Origin of the sequence: Bacillus sp. JJ1764 (genome assembly GCF_036962145.1) — a bacterium.
Classification (GTDB): Bacteria; Bacillota; Bacilli; order Bacillales; family Cytobacillaceae; genus Neobacillus.
This window is the reverse complement of sequence record NZ_JBALNY010000100.1, coordinates 10,417-15,723: the sequence shown is the minus strand read 5'-3', so window position 1 is coordinate 15,723 and position 5,307 is coordinate 10,417. Positions and strand designations below refer to the sequence as shown.

Genomic DNA, 5,307 nt, shown 5'->3' with positions numbered 1-5,307 from the left:
CGAAGCATTGCCTTTCGGTCCTGTTAAATTACCATTTTTAAATAATAAATTTAATTTTCGAAATCACCGTAAAATCATTGTCATTGACGGAACAGTAGGATTTGTTGGCGGATTAAATATTGGTGATGAATATTTAGGAAGAGACAAAGACATTGGATTTTGGCGAGATACCCATTTAATGCTTAGAGGAGAAGCCGTAAGAACGCTTCAATTGATCTTTTTACAAGACTGGTATTATATGACCAATCACAGTTTTTTGACAGCTGAGTATTTATCGCCGCAGGTTGATGATCGTAGTCACGGTGGTGTTCAGTTAATTGCGGGTGGCCCTGATAATGAATGGAGTGTTATTAAGAATATCTTCTTTTCGATGATTAGCACGGCAAAAAAGTCGGTTTGGATTGCTTCTCCTTATTTTATCCCAGATGAAGACATTTTTTCTGCAATAAAAATTGCTGCATTAAGTGGTATTGACGTAAGACTGCTTGTCCCGAATCGTCCAGATAAAAGGATTGTCTTCCACGCATCTAGATCGTACTTCCCGGAGCTTCTGGAGGCGGGAGTGAAGGTTTATGAATACGAACGCGGATTCATGCATAGTAAGATTGTCATCGTTGATGGGGAATTGGCCTCAATTGGCACATCAAATATGGATATGCGGAGCTTTCATTTAAACTTTGAGGTAAATGCTTTCTTGTTTAAAACAAAAAGCACTCAAAAACTTGTGGCTGAGTTTATTAATGATTTGGATTACTCAAAACTGTTAGAGTATAAAACATTTCAGGAACGCCATCTAGGCTTTAAATTATTGGAATCAACAGCACGATTACTATCCCCTCTCTTATAAAAAATGAAACTCGTCAATTTGGCGAGTTTTATTTTTTTAAGGAAAGGACTTTTGAAAAAAATTGTCGAATAGGTAAGGATAGAAAGGAGGAAGATTCTTTTGTTAACAGCTAAAACAAAAACTGGTGAACCTATTACTCTAGGGGGGGATCACCAAAAAGAGGAACTATTGGAGCTTCGCAGGTTGGAACAATTCTATTGTCCAATATGTGGGGAGCCAGTCGTACTTAAATTAGGAGATCAGCGTATTTTTCATTTTGCTCATCAGAATAAACACAGCTGCAGTGAATGTCATGAAGGGGAAACCATATACCATATGAAAGGTAAACTTCAACTTTTTCAATGGATCAAAAGCCAAGGTATACCATGTGTATTAGAATACTATGACAAGGATCTAAAGCAACGGCCTGATATCATGTTTACGTACAATGGGCATAGATACTCATTAGAATTTCAGTGCTCCATGATATCGGAAGAACTTTTTATAAAGCGAACAACATGCTATCTTCAAAATGGGTATACACCGCTTTGGATTGTATCTTTGCCGAATATAAAAAAGAAGAAAAAAAACCTACTTTCACTTACCAATTTTGCCTATTTATTTTTACAACTAACCTCCAATTACATTTACCAAATTCCCGTTTATTGTCCAGAGACAAAAGTCTTTCATTTGCTTCAATCCCTCAAACCCTATTCGATTAAAAATACCTTCACCCAGCAATTGCAATTCCCGCTGAATACAATCAAAATTGAAAATTTATTATCACCCAAACAAAGCCGTAGCCAAGTAAGTATGACAGGATGGGTGAATGAACTTGAGCGGTATAACCGGAATTGGGCACTGCGCTCTGATACTATTAGAAATCCGTTTTTATGCGAACTCTACAGGCACAATCTTAATCTTTTTCTGTTGCCTCCTGAATTAGGTCTTCCTGTTCCTCACTCTTTTTTCATCCAAACACCACCAGTTATTTGGCAAGCCTATCTATTTCTCGATTTCATAAAGAATAAGGAACCAGGAGCTTTAATTTCTATAAAGGAGATATACGGGCATGTTTTTAAAAGGATTAACCGAAAAGAAATCCTATTGCGAAATTTACCGCAAATTCCTGATGTGAATCCGATGAAGCCTGTAATGGAATATATTCAATTATTATGTAGATTAAATTTAATAACCCAAAAAGGTGATGCTTCGTTTGTGATAATAAATAAAATAGTAGTCCCGAAAACAAACCGGGAAAGGGAGGAAGTAAAACAGTTATTTTTGCTAAAGAACAATTGGTTATTATGAAATTTCAGCAATGGGCATAATAAAGTAGTAAACAATAAGAGGAAAAAAGCGGAATTTAGAAGAATATATTTAAGGGTAATCAATCAAATTCACATGAAAGGGTGAGTAGTAAATGGCAAATGACTCTGCTGTAAAATCATTGCCTGCAAGAAGTGAAATTCCAGTTGAGGATACATGGAAATTAGAGGATATATTTGCATCTGATGAGCAATGGGAAGCTGAATTTCAAGAGGTAAAAGGTATGTTTCCGGGTATTAAGGAGTTTGAAGGAAAACTTGGTGAAAATGCAGAGACGCTTTATCAAGCTCTACAGTATCAAGATCAATTGCTTGAACGGATAGGCAAGCTCTATACATACTCACATATGAGGTATGATCAGGATACGACCAACTCCTTCTATCAAGGGTTGGATGATCGGATGAAAAACCTGTATTCACAAGCATCCAGCCAACTTGCATTTATTGTCCCTGAAATTTTATCCATTGATGAAAAAAAGATTACAGAGTTTTTAAAAGAAAAACCAGAGTTAAAACTATATGAGCATGCTCTTGAACAAATTAATCAGCAAAGACCCCATGTATTAACAGCAGAAATGGAAGCACTTTTAGCTGAAGCAGGAGAGGTGATGAATGCTTCTAGTAATACGTTCGGTATGCTTAATAACGCTGACCTAGTCTTCCCGACCATAAAAGATGAGAACGGAGAAGAGGTAGAAATCACTCATGGGCGCTATATTCGTTTTTTGGAAAGTGGAGATCAGCGGGTAAGACATGATGCTTTTCAAGCAGTTTATAAAACATATGGCAGCTTTAAAAATACGTTTGCTAGTACATTAAGCGGTAATGTTAAAAATGATAATTTCAACGCCAGAGTAAGGAAGTATCAATCAGCAAGGGAAGCAGCACTTGCTGCTAATAATATCCCAGAATCCGTTTATGATAACCTAGTGAGCACAGTAAATGATCACCTTCATTTATTGCAACGCTATATAAAACTTCGTAAAAAGGTATTGGGTTTAAGCGAGCTTCACATGTATGATTTATACACTCCTTTAGTAAAGGATGTAAAAATGGAAATTAAATATGAGGAAGCAAAGGATCTTATTCTTAAGGGATTGGCTCCGCTTGGAGAAGAATATACGAAAATTCTGCAAGAAGGATTTGAAAATCGCTGGGTGGATGTTCATGAAAACAAGGGAAAAAGAAGCGGTGCCTACTCTTCAGGCGCTTATGGTACACACCCGTATATTTTGATGAACTGGCAGGATAATGTCAATAATCTATTTACATTAGCACACGAATTCGGTCATTCTGTGCATAGTTATTACACAAGAAAAACTCAGCCATATGCTTATGGAGATTATTCCATTTTTGTTGCAGAAGTGGCATCAACCTGTAATGAAGCGCTCCTTAACGATTATTTATTAAAAACCATCGATGATGAACAAAAACGAATCTATCTGCTTAATCATTATCTAGAAGGTTTTAGAGGGACAGTGTTCAGACAGACAATGTTTGCTGAATTCGAACATCTCATTCATCAAAAGGTACAAAATAATGAAGCTTTAACGGCAGATTCATTAACACAAATGTACTATGAATTAAATAAAAAGTATTTTGGTGAAGAGGATATTATTATTGATGAAGAAATTGGTTTAGAATGGGCAAGGATTCCTCATTTCTATTACAATTACTATGTTTATCAATATGCAACAGGATTTTCAGCAGCAACCGCATTAAGTAAGCAAATCCTTGACGAAGGGGAGCCTGCTGTTAAGCGCTATATTGGCTTTTTAAGTGCCGGAAGTTCAGATTATCCAATTGAAGTACTGAAAAAAGCGGGAGTCGATATGACAAGCTCTGAGCCAATTAAAAATGCATGTAAGGTATTTGAAGAAAAGTTGGCGGAGCTTGAACAGTTATTACAGTAAACAAGATGTAAAAGGGGATGGTACCTGATGAGTACCATCCCCTTTAAAACCCCTTAAATCTTTTTCGTTGACTGATGGAACCGATCGGAAGTAATATGGCAATAAATAATAATGGAATACTAACGATCAAAGGAAAAATATGGATTAAAGCTAAGATGTGTAGTGAAAAAGCAATCAAAAAAAATAGTACCATTAACAAATAAGGGATTCTTCTTTTCATGATAACCACCCTATAAATAATATTTAGTACAACCGCTATTATTATGTCTATTGTCGATTTCGTGAATTTATGATAATTTGACAATTATGTGAAATAAAGCACATACTTATTGTCATCATCTTGTTAACCATGGTATATTAAATGCGTGAAGTTGATCACAACAAACATATACCCCTTTGTTTGACCGTGAAAAATTTCTCCCATCCCCTTTGTTCGTATTAGAAAAATGCCTTGCAGATAGAGATTCTGCAAGGCATTTTTGTTTTGGTCAATAAAAAAATAGACAGTGTTCAGTGAAAATACACTGACAATGTCTATTCCTCAATGTAACGCCAAAATGTTCCATATCTCGCTGGGATCTGTTCTACAACTTGTTTAAGAAGCAATTTTTTCATTTCCCTTTCAATTTGGGATATGGACATATTGTAGACGACGGCAATTTCCTTTGTTGCAACAAATGTAAAAATCTTTAAAAAGGTTTCCAATGGTGGGGGCGTTGCTTTTTCCGGTTTCTCCGATAGCATTTCTTCTAAAATTTGCACATATACCTCATATGGATAGCTACCAGTAATTTTAATCCCTTCGTCTTCTGTGTTTTCATTAAAAAAGACAAGTGTTGGAATTTCTTGTACATCCATTTCAGTGGTAACTTGCAAATCGCATTGGAAGGCTTTAGCAGCACTTTCGGAATGAAAGTCATTGGCAAATTCCTTTACATCCAAACCGGCACGCTCAGCACATTTAAGTAATTCTTCAAAAGAAGAAAGATTCTTCTTTTCTAAAAACAATCCTTCCTGGACCTTTCGTAAAAAGCGAATTCCTGCACGTCTTCCTTGCAACTCAGCAGCTTTAAGCGCGATTGAAACATGATAAGGTGCATCAACAGGATTCTCATTCCAAGACTTTGCATCACAAACCAACCCGGTCCTAGAAGCTGCCTTTTCCCATATATCTGAAAAGTTATCATAAATCTTTTTCCGTGTAAGATTTAAATGGGCAATTTTTCCGCTTAGCACATGC

Annotated in this window: 5 protein-coding genes; 3 read left to right on the top strand and 2 right to left on the bottom strand. The window is 36.2% G+C overall.

Annotated features, from left to right (window positions below; genetic code table 11):
• The 3 genes from cls to pepF all read left to right on the top strand — a co-directional run.
• The coding region (gene cls / locus V7083_RS14755; protein ID WP_335479076.1) for a cardiolipin synthase at positions 1-847 on the top strand (847 nt) is incomplete at its 5' end.
• Positions 848-946: 99 nt separating this feature from the next.
• On the top strand, positions 947-2,137 hold the full coding sequence (locus tag V7083_RS14750; RefSeq protein ID WP_335479074.1) for a competence protein CoiA: 1,191 nt from the start codon (positions 947-949) through the stop codon (positions 2,135-2,137).
• 112 nt (positions 2,138-2,249) lie between these two features.
• Positions 2,250-4,067 carry an oligoendopeptidase F gene (gene pepF, locus V7083_RS14745; RefSeq protein WP_335479072.1) on the top strand — a complete coding sequence of 606 codons (1,818 nt, stop codon included), beginning with the start codon at positions 2,250-2,252 and terminating at the stop codon, positions 4,065-4,067.
• Positions 4,068-4,110: 43 nt separating this feature from the next.
• Here pepF and V7083_RS14740 read toward each other — a convergent pair whose 3' ends face one another.
• Both V7083_RS14740 and V7083_RS14735 read right to left on the bottom strand, forming a co-directional pair.
• Entirely contained in the window at positions 4,111-4,287 is a 177-nt protein-coding gene (locus V7083_RS14740) for a hypothetical protein (RefSeq protein WP_335479069.1), read from the bottom strand.
• Between the two features lie 314 nt (positions 4,288-4,601).
• Positions 4,602-5,307 (bottom strand): DsbA family protein (locus V7083_RS14735; RefSeq protein WP_335479067.1); only part of this gene is annotated, 706 nt, incomplete at its 5' end.